General features: G+C 50.6%; 19 protein-coding genes. 13 read left to right on the forward strand and 6 right to left on the reverse strand.

The window, feature by feature from the left end:
• Positions 1 to 17 precede the first annotated feature (17 nt).
• On the forward strand, positions 18 to 185 hold the full coding sequence (rpmG, locus tag AC3QL0_RS11260; protein WP_135865097.1) for a 50S ribosomal protein L33: 168 nt from the start codon (positions 18 to 20) through the stop codon (positions 183 to 185).
• Between the two features lie 103 nt (positions 186 to 288).
• On the opposite strand, the gene AC3QL0_RS11265 is transcribed toward rpmG, so the two are convergent.
• Entirely contained in the window at positions 289 to 1,056 is a 768-nt protein-coding gene (locus AC3QL0_RS11265; RefSeq protein ID WP_493008565.1) for an AraC family transcriptional regulator, read from the reverse strand.
• Between the two features lie 142 nt (positions 1,057 to 1,198).
• On the opposite strand from AC3QL0_RS11265, the gene AC3QL0_RS11270 reads away from it, so the two are divergent.
• The 12 genes from AC3QL0_RS11270 (at position 1,199) to AC3QL0_RS11325 (ending at position 13,493) form a co-directional block, all read left to right on the forward strand.
• The gene (locus tag AC3QL0_RS11270) at positions 1,199 to 2,293 is read left to right on the forward strand and encodes an MFS transporter (protein WP_493008566.1); all 1,095 of its coding nucleotides are present in this window, start codon (positions 1,199 to 1,201) and stop codon (positions 2,291 to 2,293) included.
• Between the two features lie 117 nt (positions 2,294 to 2,410).
• Positions 2,411 to 5,068 carry a leucine--tRNA ligase gene (gene leuS, locus AC3QL0_RS11275; protein WP_493008567.1) on the forward strand — a complete coding sequence of 886 codons (2,658 nt, stop codon included), beginning with the start codon at positions 2,411 to 2,413 and terminating at the stop codon, positions 5,066 to 5,068.
• Positions 5,069 to 5,073: 5 nt separating this feature from the next.
• Entirely contained in the window at positions 5,074 to 5,730 is a 657-nt protein-coding gene (locus tag AC3QL0_RS11280; protein WP_493008568.1) for an LPS-assembly lipoprotein LptE, read from the forward strand.
• 1 nt (position 5,731) lies between these two features.
• Positions 5,732 to 6,796: a DNA polymerase III subunit delta gene (gene holA / locus AC3QL0_RS11285; RefSeq protein WP_493008569.1), complete on the forward strand. Its 1,065-nt coding sequence runs from the start codon at positions 5,732 to 5,734 to the stop codon at positions 6,794 to 6,796.
• 122 nt (positions 6,797 to 6,918) lie between these two features.
• Complete coding sequence (locus AC3QL0_RS11290; RefSeq protein ID WP_493010982.1) at positions 6,919 to 8,157, forward strand: glutamate-5-semialdehyde dehydrogenase; 1,239 nt, start codon at positions 6,919 to 6,921, stop codon at positions 8,155 to 8,157.
• 12 nt (positions 8,158 to 8,169) lie between these two features.
• Positions 8,170 to 8,586, forward strand: a complete 417-nt coding sequence (locus AC3QL0_RS11295) for a CopD family protein (RefSeq protein WP_493010983.1) — start codon at positions 8,170 to 8,172, stop codon at positions 8,584 to 8,586.
• A gap of 9 nt (positions 8,587 to 8,595) precedes the next feature.
• Positions 8,596 to 10,242 (forward strand): THUMP domain-containing class I SAM-dependent RNA methyltransferase, encoded by a 1,647-nt coding sequence (locus AC3QL0_RS11300; RefSeq protein ID WP_493008570.1) that lies wholly within the window; start codon positions 8,596 to 8,598, stop codon positions 10,240 to 10,242.
• A 102-nt stretch (positions 10,243 to 10,344) separates the two neighbouring features.
• The gene (locus tag AC3QL0_RS11305) at positions 10,345 to 10,479 is read left to right on the forward strand and encodes a hypothetical protein (RefSeq protein ID WP_278249020.1); all 135 of its coding nucleotides are present in this window, start codon (positions 10,345 to 10,347) and stop codon (positions 10,477 to 10,479) included.
• A gap of 110 nt (positions 10,480 to 10,589) precedes the next feature.
• Entirely contained in the window at positions 10,590 to 11,129 is a 540-nt protein-coding gene (locus tag AC3QL0_RS11310) for an RDD family protein (protein ID WP_493008571.1), read from the forward strand.
• A 43-nt stretch (positions 11,130 to 11,172) separates the two neighbouring features.
• The gene (gene hslO / locus AC3QL0_RS11315; RefSeq protein ID WP_493008572.1) at positions 11,173 to 12,090 is read left to right on the forward strand and encodes an Hsp33 family molecular chaperone HslO; all 918 of its coding nucleotides are present in this window, start codon (positions 11,173 to 11,175) and stop codon (positions 12,088 to 12,090) included.
• Positions 12,091 to 12,121: 31 nt separating this feature from the next.
• Positions 12,122 to 12,472, forward strand: coding sequence for a diacylglycerol kinase (locus AC3QL0_RS11320; protein ID WP_493008573.1), 351 nt, complete (start codon positions 12,122 to 12,124; stop codon positions 12,470 to 12,472).
• 97 nt (positions 12,473 to 12,569) lie between these two features.
• A complete protein-coding gene (locus AC3QL0_RS11325; protein ID WP_493008574.1) occupies positions 12,570 to 13,493 on the forward strand; it encodes a TadE/TadG family type IV pilus assembly protein in 924 nt (307 codons plus the stop codon).
• On the opposite strand, the gene ftsB is transcribed toward AC3QL0_RS11325, so the two are convergent.
• The 5 genes from ftsB to pyrG all read right to left on the reverse strand — a co-directional run bounded on the left by ftsB (position 13,490) and on the right by pyrG (position 18,193).
• Positions 13,490 to 13,774 (reverse strand): cell division protein FtsB, encoded by a 285-nt coding sequence (gene ftsB / locus AC3QL0_RS11330; RefSeq protein WP_430220434.1) that lies wholly within the window; start codon positions 13,772 to 13,774, stop codon positions 13,490 to 13,492. The genes AC3QL0_RS11325 and ftsB overlap by 4 nt on opposite strands.
• Before the next feature lie 50 nt (positions 13,775 to 13,824).
• Entirely contained in the window at positions 13,825 to 15,111 is a 1,287-nt protein-coding gene (gene eno, locus AC3QL0_RS11335) for a phosphopyruvate hydratase (RefSeq protein ID WP_135862895.1), read from the reverse strand.
• Between the two features lie 196 nt (positions 15,112 to 15,307).
• The gene (locus AC3QL0_RS11340; protein WP_493008575.1) at positions 15,308 to 15,592 is read right to left on the reverse strand and encodes a DUF1330 domain-containing protein; all 285 of its coding nucleotides are present in this window, start codon (positions 15,590 to 15,592) and stop codon (positions 15,308 to 15,310) included.
• Positions 15,593 to 15,607: 15 nt separating this feature from the next.
• The gene (gene kdsA, locus AC3QL0_RS11345) at positions 15,608 to 16,465 is read right to left on the reverse strand and encodes a 3-deoxy-8-phosphooctulonate synthase (protein ID WP_493008576.1); all 858 of its coding nucleotides are present in this window, start codon (positions 16,463 to 16,465) and stop codon (positions 15,608 to 15,610) included.
• Positions 16,466 to 16,555: 90 nt separating this feature from the next.
• Positions 16,556 to 18,193 carry a CTP synthase gene (pyrG, locus tag AC3QL0_RS11350; RefSeq protein ID WP_493008577.1) on the reverse strand — a complete coding sequence of 546 codons (1,638 nt, stop codon included), beginning with the start codon at positions 18,191 to 18,193 and terminating at the stop codon, positions 16,556 to 16,558.
• Positions 18,194 to 18,271: the final 78 nt, after the last annotated feature.

The following is an 18,271-nucleotide window of genomic DNA, read 5'->3' on the forward strand; positions in this document are numbered from 1 at the left end:
ATTAAAAGGAGCCCATCATGGCCAAAGGCATTCGTGAGAAAATCAAACTGGAATCCACAGCGGGTACCGGTCACTTCTACACAACAACTAAAAACAAACGTAATACACCAGAAAAAATGGTGATCAAAAAGTTTGATCCAGTTGTACGTAAACACGTAGAGTACAAAGAAACACGACTGAAATAAGTCTGTTTCGGTACGGTTCACCCCGTATCCGTGAGCTACTACGGCACAAAAAAGCTCTGTTTTTACAGGGCTTTTTTTGCGTCTATCACTTTGATCACCACACCTACCCTTTCAGAAACTCTCTGGGCGTACTACCTAACATCCCCTTAAAAAATGCCACGAAAGCGCTTTCACTCTGAAAGCCCAACATCGTCGCGGTATAGCCGTAGCTTTTACCAATAGCCAATAGCTCTATAGCGCGCATCACCCGCCACTGCTGTCGCCACTGCTGATAGCTCATGCCGGTTTCTTTACTAAAAATACGGCTGATGGTTCTAGCACTAGCCCCCACCTCACGCTCCAGTTCCTGCAACTCAGGTGGTAAACGCTCCGGCTGATCCACAAGCACCTTCAACCGTCTATCGCGTGGCAAAGGCAATACCGTAGGCTGCCTAGACGCCTCACGCATCTCGTACAAACACAAACCCAACAAATGTGCATAGTACCCCTCTGACCAATCTTGATCAAAAGCCGCCTGTGCCATAGGCTCTAGCACCGCCTCTAACAACGGACTCACCGTTATCACGCACACCTCTGCACCCAGCGCATAGCTCAACTCAGCAGAGAAATACAACGAGCGATAATCCACCACTTCTTTCATTACTGCCCTGTGGGCCGTTGACGGCGGAATCCACGCCGCACGCGACGGAGGCAACAAGCACACCTGATCCGCCAAGGTTATACGTATGCAGCCCTTACGCGCATAGAGCAACTGCCCTCGCCTGTGCTGATGCACACCCGAGTCATGCTGACCCAAAGTAGCCGCTATACCTACCACAGCAGCCTTATGCGCATCCGCATCAAAAAAATCATCCGCTTGCAACCAGGCCATTTGTCTTATTTCATTTATAAATTGTCATTAAAGCGATAATAGGACAAACCAAAAATGCTCACAATACGGTCATTACTTTTTATTCACACAAAAAATGAAGACCACAAACAAAGCCCCCCTCGCGCTATTGATTGTGTTGCTAATGTTTCCACAACTAGCACAAACACTGTATAGCCCCGCCCTCACCGACTTTAGCAAGACCTTTAACGTGCCTGCCGAAGCCGCCTCGCAAGCCATGACTGTGTATTTTCTAGCATTTGCTGCTGGCGTTATGCTGTGGGGCTTCGTGAGTGACAGGATTGGCCGCCGACCAGCTATGCTGGCAGCCTTGTTGTTATACAGCGCCGCCACAATCGCCGCCTTAATGGTGAGTTCTTTCACCCAGTTATTACTAACACAAGCCGTCGCTGCTATAGGCGCTGCCGCCGGCTCAGTCGTCAGCCAAACCATTTTACGCGACCACTACAAAGGCCCAGAGCTGGCCAAAGTTTTTTCATTGGTAGGGATGGCATTAGCACTTAGCCCCGCCATTGGTTTATTTACAGGCGCTGGACTAACACGCTGGTTCGGCTACAGTGGCGTGATGATCAGTCTGCTTACTTTGGCCATAGTACTTGTCAGTTGGAGTGGTGTGTCACTCACTGAAAGCCGCCCAGTAAATCAAGCCAGAGTCTCGTTTTATAAAACGCTACGCACAATGTTGATAGACCTAAACATTTGGCGCTCCGCCTTATTAGTCGCCGCTTTTAATATCGCCTTGCTTAGCTATTACTCTATTGGTCCATTCTTGTTTCAACGCGCCGGCTTAGACGCGGCCCTGTATGGGTATAGCGGCGCCGCTTTAGCCGCAGGTTCCGCCCTAGGAGCATGGCTAAATCGACAACTCTTGCAGCGTAATTACACCAGCAACCAACTACAAGCTCTAGCCGCTTTCTTAGTTGTTGCAGGTGGTGCTGGCGTACTCGCCCTACAGCAATCGCTGTGGCTCTTAGCACCTATGACAGTAGTCGTCATTGCCTTTGGCATGGCTATCCCCAATGTGTTGGGTCAAGCCCTCACGGCCTACGCCGGGCAGTTAGGCAGCGCCGGTGCAGTATTCGGGCTGATGTATTACCTATTAATAGGGTTTGGTTTATTACTCACAGGTTGGTATCAAGCGTTGGGCCACACCATTTTGCTATGCGGCCTGCTCTGCTGCCTATTATGTGGTTGGCCACGCCGCGCCTTTAGCCGCTAACAGGGGACCTATCGGGTATTAGCACAACAAAAGCGCACATATCTGGTCACTCCCCCTGTCCACCTTGACAATGCAGCATATAATGAGGGTTTGCCCACCATTTTTTTGGTCATATACATGCAGGAACGTTATAGTCACACCGAAGTCGAGCATCGCGCCCAGGAAAACTGGCAATCACGCGATGCATACCGTGTCAGTGAACATGCCACGAATGCTGATGGATCGCTAAAGCCCAAGTTTTATGCGTGCTCCATGCTACCTTACCCCAGCGGTAAGCTACACATGGGCCACGTACGTAACTACACCATCAACGACGTAATGGCTCGCCAACTACGTATGCGTGGCTATAACGTGCTAATGCCTATGGGCTGGGATGCTTTTGGTATGCCCGCTGAAAACGCGGCCATCAAATCTAAAGTCCCGCCCGCAAAATGGACATACGACAACATCGCTTACATGAAGAAGCAGATGCAGTCCATGGGCTTAGCCATAGACTGGTCCCGCGAAATGTGTGCGTGCGACCCAGACTACTACAAGTGGAACCAATGGCTGTTCCTGAAAATGCTGGAAAAAGGCATTGCCTACCGCAAAACTCAGGTAGTGAACTGGGACCCTGTAGATCAAACCGTACTCGCTAACGAGCAAGTGATTGATGGTCGTGGCTGGCGCTCTGGTGCTCCCGTTGAAAAACGTGAGATCCCTGGCTACTATCTGCGCATTACCGATTACGCTGAAGAATTGCTGGATCACGTACAACACAAACTGCCAGGCTGGCCTGAGCGCGTACGTCTGATGCAAGAAAACTGGATTGGTAAGAGTGAAGGTGTTCGCTTTGCATTCACACACGATATCAAAGGCGACGATGGCAAACTGATCCAAGATGGCCGCATGTATGTATTTACTACACGCGTTGACACCATCATGGGCGTCACTTTCTGCGCGGTGGCTCCTGAGCACCCGCTGGCTAGCCATGCCGCACGCAACAACCCAGAGCTAACTGCCTTTATTGAGCAATGCAAACTGGGCGGCACATCCGAAGTGGATATTGCCAACCGTGAAAAAGAAGGTATGCCTACAGGCCTGTTCGTGACGCATCCATTAACTGGCGAACAAGTCGCCATTTGGGTGGGTAACTACGTTTTGATGAGCTACGGTGACGGCGCTGTTATGGGCGTACCAGCTCACGACGAACGCGACTTTGCTTTCGCTCTGAAATACGATCTGCCTATCAAGCAAGTTATTGCCGTAGAAGGCAAAGAATATAGCACCACTCAATGGGACGACTGGTATGGCGACAAGCAACAAGGCCAAACCATTGAGTCGGGCAAATACAATGGCTTAAACCATAAAGCTGCTGTAGATGCGATTGCTGCTGACCTGAATGCAAAAGGCTTGGGTGAGAAACAAACCACCTACCGTCTGCGCGACTGGGGTATTTCCCGTCAGCGTTACTGGGGTACACCTATCCCTATCATTCACTGTGAATCCTGCGGCCCCGTACCCGTACCAGAGAAAGATCTGCCCGTCGTACTGCCTGAGCACCTGATTCCTGATGGTAGCGGCAACCCGCTGAACAAAGACGAAGCCTTCCTGAAATGTGCTTGCCCATCCTGCGGCAAACCAGCACGTCGCGAAACCGACACCATGGATACCTTCGTGGACTCTTCCTGGTACTTCATGCGCTATGCATCGGCTAAAAACCCTGAAGCAATGGTAGATGCTCGCAATGATTACTGGATGCCTATGGACCAGTACATCGGTGGTATCGAGCACGCCGTATTGCACTTGCTGTACGCACGCTTCTGGACCAAAGTCATGCGTGACTTGGGCATGATCAACTTTGATGAGCCCTTTACCAAGTTGCTGTGCCAAGGGATGGTCTTGAACCATATTTATTCTCGCCGCACTGAAAAAGGTGGTATTGAGTACTTCTGGCCTGAAGACGTAGAAGACATACACGACGCCAAAGGCGCAGTGATTGGTGCCAAACTGAAATCTGACGGCTCTGCTGTGGATTACGGTGGTATTGGCACCATGTCCAAATCCAAAAACAACGGTGTAGACCCACAATCGCTGATTGACAGCATGGGTGCTGATACAGCCCGTTTGTTTGTGATGTTTGCTAGCCCTCCAGAGCAAACACTAGAGTGGGCCGACTCCGGTGTAGACGGTGCTAACCGCTTCTTGCGCAGACTTTGGTCGTTCGTACACAAACACAACGCCAACTTGCGTACAGGGTTGCAACAACCAGTTGACGCAGTTGGCCTTAGCTCTGCTGCGAAAAAACTGCGTTTAGAAGTGCACGGTCTGCTGAAACAAATTGAGTACGATTACCAGCGCATCCAGTACAACACTGTGGTTTCTGGCTGCATGAAAATGCTGAACACGCTGGAAGACGCCACATTGGAAGACACTGCAGCTGATCACAGCGCTCTGGCTGAAACCACCTCTGTCTTGTTGCGTGTACTCTACCCCGTCGTGCCACACATTTGCTGGTTACTCTGGAATGAGCTGGGCTACGCTGCCCAACACGGCGACTTGCTGGATACCGCTTGGCCTTCCGTTGATGAGAAAGCACTGATTGCTGACGAAATCGAATTGCCATTACAGGTAAATGGCAAATTGCGTGGCAACATCACTGTTGCTAACGGCGCCAGCAAAACAGACATAGAACAATTGGCTGCAGCACATCCTGCTGTTGCTAAGTTCCTAGAAGGCCGTGAGCCCAAGCGCATCATTGTGGTGCCTGGTCGTATGGTCAACGTTGTAGGATAACCCTCATGGCAAACCTTCACTCCATGTCGTTTTTTTCTGCCAGACAACGCGTCCTCTGGGTGGGGGTTTGCTTAATGGCGGTCATGCTGCTTAGCGCGTGTGGTTTTAAGCTAAAAGGCGCAACTCCGCTACCGTTTCAGGTGATGTACACCAACATCCCTGAAAACTCAGCGTTCGGCTCTCAGCTTAGACGTGTACTGCAAGCCAATACACCCGGCTTGCAGTTCGTTAACGACCCCGCTCAAGCACAGGCTCAACTGATTCAGTTAAGCAACCAACGCCTCACACGTGAACTGGCGCTGGATCCTAAGGGTCAAGTAGAGGAATACGAACTGACCGTTAGACTGCAGTATCAGTTAAGCGATGCTAGTGGCCACTTAATTATTCCTCCTACTATTTTGCAAACCGTACGTGACATGCCGTACAACCCTGATGCCGTACAGGCCAAACAGGGTGAGATCGCCACGTTGTTTGCGAGCATGGAGCAATCGCTCATCGACCGACTGGTACGTCGTTTGACGGCCCCCGATGTGGCTGAACGCTTCAACAATCCGGACGATTTACCGTTGGCACCTGAGCTACTGGCTGATCCTAACCAGCCACAACAGTTGCCACCAGAAGAACTTCTGCTGAACAATATCCCAACCACTGAGGTGTTCTAGTATGGGGCAAACGCTAGATGCTGATGGCCTGCAGCGACTGCTGCAGGCGTCAGCAACGCCGTTAGCGCAATGCTTTGTACTCTGTGGCGATGAAATCCTGCTACAGGTAGAAAGTGCTGATACCATCCGTGCACGAGCTCGCGAACAAGGCTACGTGGAACGCCACCGCTTTGACATGGATGGACGCAGCGACTGGGCCCCGGTATTTGCTACCACACAGACCGTTTCCTTGTTTGGCGACAAGCAGCTAATAGAAATCAGCATCCCCACCGGTAAACCAGGTAAGGCTGGCGGCGACGCCATACAAGAACTCAGCACGCAGTTAGCGAATCAACAGTTACCTGACTCGCTCTTTATTTTGCAACTCCCCCGCTTGGATCGCGCCACCCGTAATAGCAAATGGGCTCAAGCCTTGGCGAACCAAGCCGTATGGGTAGATGTTCCTTTGGTAGAACGTCGTGCATTGCCTAACTGGATACAGCAACGCTTAAAACGACAACAGCAACACGCCGAGCCTGAAGCACTGGAATGGCTGGCCGAAAAAGTGGAAGGCAACCTACTAGCAGCCTTTCAAGAAATCGCTAAATTGGGGCTGTTATACCCAGAAGGCGCTCTCAGTATAGAAAATGTACAAACGGCTGTACTGAACGTTGCCCGCTACAACATTTTCGATTTACGAGACGCCATGCTTGCCGGCCAAGCTCAACGTGCACTGACCATTTTGCGCGGCTTGCAAGGTGAAGGTGAAGCCCTACCCTTAGTGCTGTGGGCTGTAGGTGATGAGATACGTTTACTCGCACGCCTAGCCGCTTTACAAGCCAGTGGCGGCGACGTCTCTGCTGCCATGCGTACGAACCGAGTTTTTGGCCCCCGCGAACAACTGTTGCGCCAAAGTTTACAACGCACACCGGCTCGCGCGTGGCCACAAGCATTGAAACACGCTCACGAAATAGACAGGCTGATTAAAGGGCTGGCTCCTGCCGATTTATTGGATGATGCATGGGAAGAAATGGCCCGTCTCACCCTACGCATTGCCTTGGCCGGACAACGCGCCACACGCCCCTAACGCACACTGTCATACTACGATATAGTAACGAGTAGGCACCCGCCTAATCTTTAGTGAATCACACGTTTATGTCTGCCCATACCTCTACCTCTTCCGCTCAGCAGTCTACTCTGCAAGAGCACATGAACCTATTGGGACAACAAGCCCGACTCGCCGCCCGTTTGATGCGCAGCGCTTCCGGTAGCGCCAAAGCGTTAGCATTGCGCAGCATGGCGGATGCCATCCAAGAGCAAAAAGCCCAGTTGCAAGCTGCTAATGCATTGGATATAGCTGCAGCACAAGAGCGTGGTTTGGAGCACGCTATGCTGGAACGCTTAAAGCTGTCTGACCGCGCCTTGGAAATCATGGCTACTGGCTTGCGTCAAATTGCTGACATGCCAGACCCAGTAGGTACGGTAGGCCCTAGCACTACACGCCCTAATGGCATGCAGGTAGCCCAAATGCGTGTGCCTCTAGGTGTTATTGGCATCATTTACGAATCACGCCCCAACGTCACTATTGATGCGGCTGCTTTGTGTTTGAAATCAGGCAATGCCACTATCTTGCGTGGCGGCAGTGAAGCCTTCCACTCCAACGTTGCCCTAGGGAAAATCATTCGCCACGGTCTAGACGTCGCAGGCCTACCAGCCGACGCAGTACAAGTGGTAGACACCACAGACCGCGCTGCGGTAGGCATGATGGTGCGCCTCACTGATTACATTGACGTGATCGTTCCTCGCGGTGGTAAAGGCTTGATTCAACGCCTGAACGAAGAAGCCAAAGTACCGTTGATCAAGCACTTAGATGGTAATTGCCATCTATACTTAGACAAAGCAGCCGATCCCGCTAAAGCGCTGCCTATAGTGATCAATGCTAAAACCTATCGCTATGGTATTTGCGGCACTACAGAAACCCTGCTGGTGCACAGTGATGTAGCGCCTGCCCTATTACCTGATATCGCTAAAGCCCTGTCTGATAAAGGCGTGGAGTTACGTGGTTGCGAACGCACCTGTGCCCTCATTAGCCAAGCTATTCCAGCCACCGAAGAAGACTGGGAAACCGAATTCTTGGCACCTATTTTGGCCGTGCGCATTGTAGATTCACTTGACGAAGCAATGGAACATATCAACCGCTACAGTTCCGAGCACACAGAATCTATCGTCACCGAAGATCTGCACGCTGCACGACGCTTCCAACGTGAAGTAGATTCCAGTTCAGTTTATGTGAATCTGCCCACCTGTTTTGCAGATGGTTTTGAGTATGGTCTGGGTGCCGAAATTGGCATTTCCACCAACCGTCTGCATGCGCGTGGCCCTGTAGGCCTAGAAGGCCTAACCACACAAAAATGGGTACTAATGGGGGATGGCCAGCTTCGTGGCTAAACGCGCATGTTAATGCTCTGGACTAAAGTTTTTCATATTCTTTTTGTGATGTCCTGGTTTGCGGGGCTGTTTTACCTGCCCCGCATTTATGTGAACCTTGCACAATCACAAGAGCCCGCCGCCACTACCGTGCTGCTGGGTATGGCTAAACGCTTATACCGTTTCATGTTCCCGCTGGCCGTGCTAACCATTGCCACCGGTCTTGTACTATTTCTGTATTACGGCATAGGTACCGGCCAAGGCTGGATTCATGCCAAGCTGCTGTTAGTCGCCATACTGGTGATTTACCACTTCTGGTGTGGGCGACTGTTGCAACACTTTCAAGCGGGTACTAATCGTCATTCGCACGTGTACTACCGCTGGTTCAACGAAATTCCTGTACTGCTACTACTGCTGGTGCTGATACTCGTTGTACTAAAACCTTTTTGATCTTCCTACATGTCAGAACAAGACAAACCCAAAAAAACGCTGTCACTTAAGAAAACCGCTACGGTCGACGTAGACCCAGCTGCGCCTCCGAAACTGCGCAGCGGCGCACGCGCCAAAGTGGCATTGAACAGACTGCGTCAACAAGCTGCGGATGCACCAGCTCAAGAAGAGCCTACACGCCCAGCATCGCGCTTCGCCGCAAGCAAACGTCCAGCAGGCCGCTCTAGCAGTGGCCCACAAGGTGACAGAGACCGTTCAGACCGTCCTCGCCGCCCCGCAGCAGCCGGTGAACAACGAGATCGCTCCGAGCGTCCCAATCGTCGCCCTACTGAGGGAGCCCCCTTCAGCCGCAATGATCGCAACGAGGAACGCCCTCAACGACGATCCGCTGCTTACGATGCCCCAGCACGTACACGCAATGATGATGAGCGCCCAGCTAGACGCCCTCACCCGCGCGATGATGCTCCTCGCTCAGGCGGTAGTTTCCGACGCAAACCTGAGTCTGGCTTCTCTACCACTCAACAATTTCCTGTGTTTGCTCCTTGCCCACAAGGCATGGAAGAAGTGTTAGAAGCTGAATTACAGGCATTGGGCTATGAAAACGCCAAATTAGGTAAAGGTGGCTGTCATTTCACCACCGACTGGCAAGGCGTACTAAAAGCCAACTTATATTCCCGTATCGCTACACGCATTTTGATACAGCTGGCCAAGGCCCCTGTACATAACGAAGACGATATTTATGCTTTGGCGCACGCTACACCATGGGAACAATGGTTTGGCCCAGATGACACCTTACGTGTAGACACCTCAGCCATTCGCAGCCCTATGCAAAGCTTGCAGTTCTGCAACCTGCGCACCAAAGATGCTATTTGTGATCGCTTACGTGAACGCGAAGGCGCTCGCCCCAGCATTGATACCGTACGCCCAGACGCTAAAGTACATCTATTTTTAGATGCCACCAGCGCTACGCTGTACCTGGATACCAGTGGCGAGTCCTTATTCAAACGCGGCTGGCGTCACAACAAAGGCGAAGCGCCTTTACGTGAAAACTTGGCTGCTGGCCTCTTAGCACTGTCAGACTGGGATCCCTCTGCTCCATTAATGGACCCATTCTGCGGTAGCGGCACCATCTTAATTGAGGCTGCATGGATTGCCTTGGGAGCCCCTCCCGGTATCTGGCGTCCTTTCCACTTTGAACGTCTGCGCATACACGATGACCGTATGTGGCGCGATCTCAAAGAAGATGCCCGCTCGCGTATTGCCCCTAAGCTGGAAGCTCCATTAGTAGGTTACGACCTAGACCCAGCCGTTATTGACGCTGCCAAACGCAACTTAGAACGCGCTCACCTTACCCCTGACACGGTACGTTTCGAGGTAGGTAATGCCTTAGAAGCTCTGCCTATAGCCGAGGAAGGCTGGCTGATCAGTAACCCCCCTTACGGTGAGCGTTTAGAAGGCAACCAAGAAGCCTTCTGGCGCGATTGGTCTGCCTGGTTGAAGCAGCACTACGCTGGCTGGAACATCAACGTCATTACTAGCGACCTTACTCTGCCTAACCAAATGCGCCTCAAGCCCAAACGCCGTATTCCGCTGTATAACGGCTCGCTGGAATGTCGCTTGTTCTCGTTTGAAATGGTCGCTGCTGGGTATCGGTAACAAAGCATAGCGGTTGTACAACAACTGCTCTCATAAGACTTGAGCAAAGTTAAGGGTTAACCCTATAATAGGGTTAACCCTTAACCAACTGTGAGTACTATCATGACTCATTACAACGCTCAAGCTGCTATGTCCGACGAACTGGAACGCCAACTGCTAAACGAAGCAATGGCAGAGCAAATGCGTTTTCGCCCATTGTTGGCATTGAAAAACCTGTTCCGATTCTTCTTCAAGTAATCAGAATATGGATGTTTGGGTGACAGTAAATTGCTATTGTCACCACACTCCCTTTAGTGCCATATTTGCGGGATAATAGTGTCTTTACGCTTATTAGGTTACACCGTGTAATGGCCTCCTCAGCAGTACCCGTTTCGCTTCCTGTTCCTAGCCGTCGCCGTCTCTTTGCCTCCATGATGTACGAAAGCATTTTGCTTTTCGGTATCGTTTTCTTGGTTGGCTTAATCTTTGACTACGCGACCAAGAGCTACCACGCTCTGTATTTGCGGCATAGTCGGCAATTCCTCATATTCCTCGCTATTGGCCTCTATTTCATGTTGGCATGGCGTCGTGCGGGCCAGACTCTCCCCATGAAAACATGGTATATCAGGCTGGAAACCAAACAAGGTACCAAACCTGGCTATGTACAGCTGCTGCTACGCTACCTCTTGATGTGGCCCATTCCTTTGGCTTGCGCGCTGCTTGTACAGTACTTGTCCACGCTAACCGGTTACGCCTCCACCGATCTTCTTATTGTTGCCGCTCCTTTCAGTATTTTTGTATGGAGCTGGTTCGACAAAGATGGGCTTTTCATGCATGACCGCCTAGCCGGTACGCGCTTGGTAGACCTTCAAGCCCGAATCACCAAACAACAAGGCAAGACCGCCTAACCTCACGCGTATTCACCTGTTTTACCCCATTCTGAGCATTTTCATGAACGACGAGTTAAAAAAATATCTATTTGCCGACCGTAGCACCAGAGTACAAACCGTCTATGTAGAAGAAGCCTGGCAAACAGGCTTGGAGCACCAAACCCTACCTGCTGCTGTACGCACTCTGCTAGGCGAACTGACCGCGGCCGCTATTTTGCTGGCCAGTAACCTAAAGTTCGACGGCTCGTTAGTATTGCAAGTTCAAGGGGATGGCCCCGTAGCGTTGCTCGTTGTTGAATGCACTGCCGACCTGAATATCCGTGCCACAGCCTCGTTGCGTGAAGATGCGGTCATTGCCGACCAAGCCACCATGCAAGAACTGATTAACCAAACAGGCCAAGGGCGTTTCATTGTGGTGCTGGACCCATCCGCCCACAACCCTCACATGCAACCCTACCAAGGTATTGTGCCGTTGACTGGCGAAAGCATTGCCCAAGCCTTGGAAGACTACATGCTGCACTCTGAGCAGCTAGACACCCGCATTTGGTTAAATGCCTCAGACCATCGCTTAGTAGGTCTGCTGCTACAAAAACTGCCTGGCCAAGGCGGTACACCTGCTGAAGCCAACGTAGACCAAAGCTGGGAACGTGCCCTGCACTTAGCTGCCACCATACAACCCGAAGAATTACGCGACTTACACCCACAAACTCTGATTCATAGACTGTTCTGGGAAGAGGAACTACTAGAACTAGAAGGCCTGTCCATACAATGGCATTGCCCTTGTTCCAGAGAAAAAGTCGCCAATATGCTGCATATGCTAGGCAAAGCAGAAGTCGAAGATATACTGCAAGAACGCGACGTAGTAGAGATATCTTGCAACTTCTGCGGCAAACCCTACCAGTTTGACCCCGTAGATTGCGCCAGCCTTTTCATTGATAATCCAGATAATCTACTGTCTGGCGATAAAACTCTGCATTAATATGAATTCTCCTTATAAAAGTAGCGGCGGTATGCAACGCGTACTAAAAGCCTTTATGTATTCAATACAAGGTTTGCGCGCCGCTTTTCAATATGAAGCCGCCTTTAGACAAGAGCTTTTCTTAGCCATTATTTTGCTGCCCACGGCATTTTTCTTGGGCCGCAACATCACCGAAGTCTTTCTTCTATGCGCCTGCATTGTCATCGTCCTGATTGTTGAACTGATCAACAGCGCTATAGAAGCACTGGCAGATAGCATCAGCCTAGAACACAACCCTTTGCTGGGTAGAGCCAAAGACTTAGGCAGTGCTGCCGTACTACTAAGCCTTATCCTAACTGCCGCATGGTGGTTATATGTGGTGTGTGACCGCTTCTTTTTCTAAGCAGTTTTAGCCAAGGCTAAAACCCGCCCCCGCATCCCTGAAGCGTGCTCTTTGCAGGAATACTGAATAGGCTTTTGTCTATTTAATTATTCCTGCCATGTCCTCCCTACTTTCCCCATCCATCAAACAATCTGGTGCCAGCAGCGTAGAGTTTCTGCTTATGGCAACGGTACTCTGTACCCTGCTTGTAGTGGGCTACGACGCCACTCGCGCATGGATGCTGCATCAGGTATTACTGCTAGCCCTTCAAGAAAGCAACAGAGCGGGCATTACGCTTAATCTGCAACTCAAGGCAATGCAGCAACAGTTTGATCGTACGGCTGCCACGTGGTGGGGCTCTGAACAACGTCAACAACACTATTACCAACGCTTCTCATCGCGTTATGGCTTTGATGCATGGAGGCTTTGGCAGTTATCACCCAGCGATCAAGACTTCGCTCAACACGAAGACAAAATCCTGACGCGACGCAGCAGCACAGGCTACAAACACATCAATACACAGCATCAGTTAGTACAACACCTGAATAACAAAGGTCGCCATACCCAGCAAAGCATCTTTGGTGCCAACACACTGCACACACAGTTAATCTTTTGGTATGAACCGTCCTTAGCATTTAGCCGCGCTCTGGTGCGTTTACTGTGGCCTACTGATACCAACGCCTATCTACAACAAGGTAAGGCGCAAGGACTAGTGCCTATACGTCTGCATGCCAGCCTACCTATGCAAAGCCATCCTATTCAATGGCCGCTATCTGAACATAGCCCTATACAGCGTGTCAGTAGCACAGCAATAGGCTCACTCGCGTGGTACCCAGAGCTGCCGCGCAGCTTTATGTCTGCTGAGCAACAAAACACTCCACCCACACCGGGGAAAGGAACAGGAGCAGAAGCACCTCCCTCTACACCCTCATCACCTGAATCCACCATAGATGAGCCCACGCTCACGCCTTCCGAGCCTACGGAATCCGGTGATTTATTGTCAGGAGAAACGACCTGTGAAGGAGCTACGTGCTGCTATTAAGGCGTATTGTCTGGCGGCAGGATTTGCACATAGATTTCATTATTGTGCAGCAAACCCAACTCTGATCTGGCACGCTCTTCAATCGCTTGCGTACCGCTTTTAAGATCTTGTACTTCAGCTAATAGCGCATTGTTACGCGCTTGTAGCGCAGCATTAATTTCTTGCTGCTCTTCTAACCTAGCCTGCATATCATGCACCCGCTCCCAGCCACTCTTACCAAACCACAACGCATATTGCGTAACGAGGTTCAGCACAATCAGAATAAGCAGAAGCAGGCGCATGGGTGTTTCCTATAAGGGGAATGAGAGTGTACCTCATCCCCTTGTGGCGCTTAACGTAAGTTGTAGAAAGCGCTACGGCCTGGGTAGGACGCTACATCAGCCAGCTCTTCTTCGATACGCAGCAACTGATTGTACTTAGCCATACGATCGGAACGAGACAAGGAGCCTGTTTTGATCTGCATAGCGTTAGTCGCTACAGCGATATCAGCAATGGTGGAGTCTTCAGTTTCACCGGAACGGTGGGAAATCACCGCAGTGTAACCATGACGTTTTGCCATTTCGATAGCAGCAAAAGTTTCTGTCAGTGTACCGATCTGGTTGATTTTGATCAGGATAGAGTTTGCCACACCCAGATCAATACCTTCTTTCAGGATTTTGGTGTTGGTCACGAACAAATCATCACCTACCAACTGCACTTTTTTGCCCAGTTGGTTAGTCAGGATTTTCCAACCTTCCCAGTCGTCTTCAGCCATACCATCTTCGATAGAGATGATAGGGTACTTGTCGCACCAGCTTTCCAACAGGTTAACGAACTCTTGTGCTGTCAGCGATACGCCGCCTTCGCCTGCCAGATGATATTTACCATCACGGAAGAACTCGGAGCTTGCACAATCCAGACCCAAAGCGATTTGTGAACCAGCTTCGTAGCCAGCATCGTTGATCGCTTGCAGAATCATTTGGATAGCTGCTTCGTGGTTAGCGACGTTAGGAGCAAAACCACCCTCGTCACCCACCGCTGTAGACATGCCTTGTTTGTCGATGATTTTTTTCAGTGCGTGGAATACTTCAGCACCCATGCGCAATGCATCACGGAAACTACGAGCACCTATAGGCAGAATCATGAATTCTTGCATATCCAAGGTGTTGTTAGCGTGTGCACCACCGTTGATTACGTTCATCATCGGTACAGGCATTTGCATTGGGCCGCTACCACCGAAGTAACGGTACAAGGACAAACCTGAATCGTCTGCAGCAGCACGTGCTACAGCCATACTGGCAGCCAACATGGCGTTAGCACCCAAACGGCTTTTATCTTCAGTACCATCCAAGTCGATCAGAGTACGGTCGATAAATGTTTGCTCTTGCGCATCCAAACCGATCAACGCTTCAGAAATCTCTGTGTTCAGGTTTTCAACAGCGCGCAATACGCCTTTACCCAAATAACGGCTAGCATCGCCATCACGCAGTTCCAGAGCTTCACGCGCACCGGTAGAGGCGCCTGAAGGTACGGAGGCACGCCCCATAGCACCAGATTCTAGTAATACGTCACATTCAACGGTTGGGTTGCCACGTGAATCCAGAATTTCACGGCCGATAATATCTACGATAGCACTCATGTTTTGACAGTCCTGCTTTGGTGTTAGCGATAACGCTGATAAAAACGAACCGGATCTGTTGCTGTTGCCACAAATCCGGCAAGAATGTTCATGCTGGTATAAGAATTATAAAGTACCTGACCCACCTAACTCTTTATGGTGTGTATGTATTAAAAGTACCTACTCAGTCAGTTTCTTTCATCTTATAGTGGGATGATTACACCCCTTGCACCACGTACATGGTCATGTGGGCAATATTCTCACGAGCCTGACGCGCAGCCAGGTATTCAGGTGAGTTATAGAAAGCTTCTGCAGCTTCCATCGTTTCAAACTCAATCACTACTGTACGCCTAGGGGCATTGCCTTCCAAGGCCAGAGTTTCCCCACCACGCGCCAACAGCTTTACATTATGCGTTTTCATCGCATGGGTAGAAAGCTGTTGATAGACTTTATAGCGTTCCGGATCCGTTACATCCACATTGGCAATAATATACGCTGCCATGTTGTCTCCTAGGTGTTACTTCCAATTTTCTTCTAGCAAGCCGCCATCCTGCTTCACAATCTGATCAATCTCTTTCAGACTACGCAGCAATGCAGGCATCAAATGTAGGGGCACGGCATTAGGGCCGTCAGAGAGGGCCTTGCTTGGATCTGGGTGTGTTTCCATAAACAACCCAGACACACCTACCGCTACCGCAGCACGTGCCAATACAGGAACGAACTCGCTTTGTCCACCTGATTTGCTGCCTTGCCCACCCGGTAACTGTACCGAGTGCGTCGCATCAAATACCACCGGACATTCTGTTTCGCGCATGATCGCTAACGAACGCATGTCAGATACTAGGTTGTTATACCCAAACGATGCCCCACGCTCGCACACCATGATGGTGTCGCCATCGCCGCCCACTTCAAGGGCAGCTGCACGCGCTTTTTCTACCACATGCACCATGTCATGTGGTGCCAGAAACTGGCCCTTTTTGATATTGACCGGCTTTAAGGTCGCGGCACAAGCTTGAATGAAGTCTGTTTGGCGACACAAAAATGCAGGCGTTTGCAGCACATCCACAATAGCAGCCACATCGTCCACTTGATCTTTATCGTGTACGTCAGTTAGTACAGGTACGCCGTAGTGTGCACGTACATCCGCTAGAATCTGCAAACCTTCTTGCATACCTGGACCACGAAACGAACTGCCGGAGCTGCGGTTCGCTTTATCAAACGAACTTTTATAAATGAATGGAATCCCCAATTCATCTGCGATTTCTTTCAGCACACCGGCGGTATCAAACGCCATTTGACGTGACTCAATCACACATGGACCAGCGATCAGGAAGAAAGGCCTATTGAGACCAACCTGAAAACCACATAATTCCATAGCAGCTCCTGATAAACAAAACTTTACTCACCAGACATAGTCCAGTGACGTCTGTTAGCTCGCCATGCAAGCTAACAGACACATACCGCCTTAGCGTGAATTTGCCAAAGCAGCCTTAACAAAACTGATGAACAGCGGGTGACCATCGCGCGGTGTAGAGGTGAACTCTGGGTGGAACTGCACACCCATGAACCATGGATGAGTTGGAATTTCCATGATTTCAGGCAAGTTCTCAGTAGGAGTACGTGCACTGATCACCAAACCAGCCTCTTCCAGTCTAGGCACATAAGCGTTGTTCACTTCGTAGCGGTGACGGTGACGCTCGTTAACCTCTGGGCCATAGATGCTAGCAGCACGAGTACCCTCTTTTACTGGGCAACGTTGTGCGCCTTTACGCATGGTGCCACCCAAGTCATCTTCTTGACTACGGTGCTCTACCTTGCCATCGCGATCTTGCCATTCGGTAATCAATGCTACTACCGGGTGCGCTGCGGAAGGATCGAACTCCGTACTGTTAGCACCACCCAAACCAGCCACATGACGAGCAAACTCGATCACAGCCAATTGCATACCCAAACAAATACCCAAGTAAGGCACCTTGTTTTCACGGGCATAACGAATAGCCGTAATTTTGCCTTCTGTACCACGTTTACCGAAACCACCAGGTACCAGAATGGCACTCAGGCCTTCCAAGCACGCTGTGCCATCACGCTCGATGTCTTCGGAGTCGATGTACTGAATTTTAACTTTGGTGCGTGTGTGAATACCTGCGTGAATCAACGCCTCGCTTAGCGATTTGTAGGACTCTGTCAGCTCAACATACTTACCTACCATACCGATGGTAATTTCGTGCTCTGGGTGCTCCAACGCATCCACCAAGTTGTCCCACATGGTCAAATCAGCAGGTGGCGGAGAAATTGCCAACGCATCACATACCAACTGATCCAAACCTTGTTTGTGCAACATGGCAGGAATCTTGTAGATGGAGGTAGCATCCCATACGGAAATCACAGCATCCAAAGGCACGTTAGAGAACATGGAAATCTTCGCGCGCTCATCAGGCGGAATTTCTCGGTCTGCACGGCACAACAATGCATTAGGGAACAAACCAATTTCACGCAGCTTCTGTACAGAGTGCTGAGTAGGTTTAGTTTTCAGTTCGCCAGCGGATTGAATGAATGGCACCAGAGTCAGGTGCACCAAAGCGGTGTGGTTACGTCCCAGACGCAAGCCCATCTGACGCACAGCTTCCAAGAACGGCAAGGACTCAATATCCCCTACAGTGCCGCCAATTTCAACAATCGCAACATCGGCCTCACCGTTGTAGGCCGCTTTGGCGCCACGCATGATGAAGTCTTGAATTTCATTGGTGATGTGAGGAATAACCTGAACGGTTTTACCCAAGTAATCGCCACGACGCTCTTTGCGCAGAACGGATTCATAGATCTTACCGGTGGTGAAGTTATTCACCTTGCGCATTTTGGTAGAGATGAATCGTTCGTAGTGTCCTAAGTCCAAATCAGTTTCCGCACCGTCTTCGGTCACGAAGACTTCGCCGTGCTGGAAAGGGCTCATGGTGCCTGGGTCCACGTTGATATAAGGATCCAGCTTGAGCATGGTGACACGCAAACCGCGAGATTCGAGTAGCGCGGCCAGTGATGCCGCAGCAATGCCTTTACCCAGAGAGGAGACTACCCCCCCTGTTACAAATACATATTTGGTGGTCATTTCGATAGACGCCTGAGGGTTAGATCAGGCTATAGCGGGAAATTTGGATTATAACGGCAACCATGGGTCAGGTGAAAC

The organism is Paenalcaligenes sp. GW821-LYS-B07-1 (assembly GCF_058803365.1).